Consider the following 513-nt stretch of genomic DNA (forward strand, 5'->3'; position numbering starts at 1 on the left):
GAAAAAATTACTCAGACAAACAAAGTCTATCAGAGAGATGATCTGTTTGATCCTAACCAGATTGTTAGTTGGACAGTCAACAAGAAAAAAGTGACAGGTACAAATATTGAAAGAATGAAAACAGGAAGAGCACCTATAGGTTTCGATAACGAGCCTATTGAATTACACCATATGCTACAAACACATGATGGTCCCATAGCAGAAGTTACAAATGCGTTTCATAATAAACATCATTCTGCTATTCACATTAATCCTAACACAATGGGATCAGCTATTGATAGGGATGCATTTGCTTTGTGGAGACAGAAATACTGGAAAGAACGTGCTAAAGGTTATGAAAATAAAGATATAGCAACTAGAAAATAACAATTTATGGAGAACAAATTATGAAAACTTACACTTTAGATGATGTTGTACAATTAATTGATAAATATAGCGATAGTATCGATTTTGGCTCTACAGATGAAGCAGTTGATGATGCACTGATTGAAAAAGCAGAGAAAACTCTTGGTT

Annotated in this window: 1 protein-coding gene and 1 pseudogene; both read left to right on the plus strand. The window is 33.7% G+C overall.

The features are described from left to right. Positions 1-366: HNH/ENDO VII family nuclease (locus tag ACFIL8_RS12740; protein WP_375690155.1), on the plus strand; the 366-nt coding region annotated here is incomplete at its 5' end. A 20-nt stretch (positions 367-386) separates the two neighbouring features. Next, a pseudogene (locus ACFIL8_RS12745) lies at positions 387-513 on the plus strand (SMI1/KNR4 family protein); the annotation flags it as partial.

This window comes from Bartonella sp. AP57NXGY, from assembly GCF_042195805.1.
In the GTDB taxonomy this organism is placed as follows: domain Bacteria; phylum Pseudomonadota; class Alphaproteobacteria; order Rhizobiales; family Rhizobiaceae; genus Bartonella.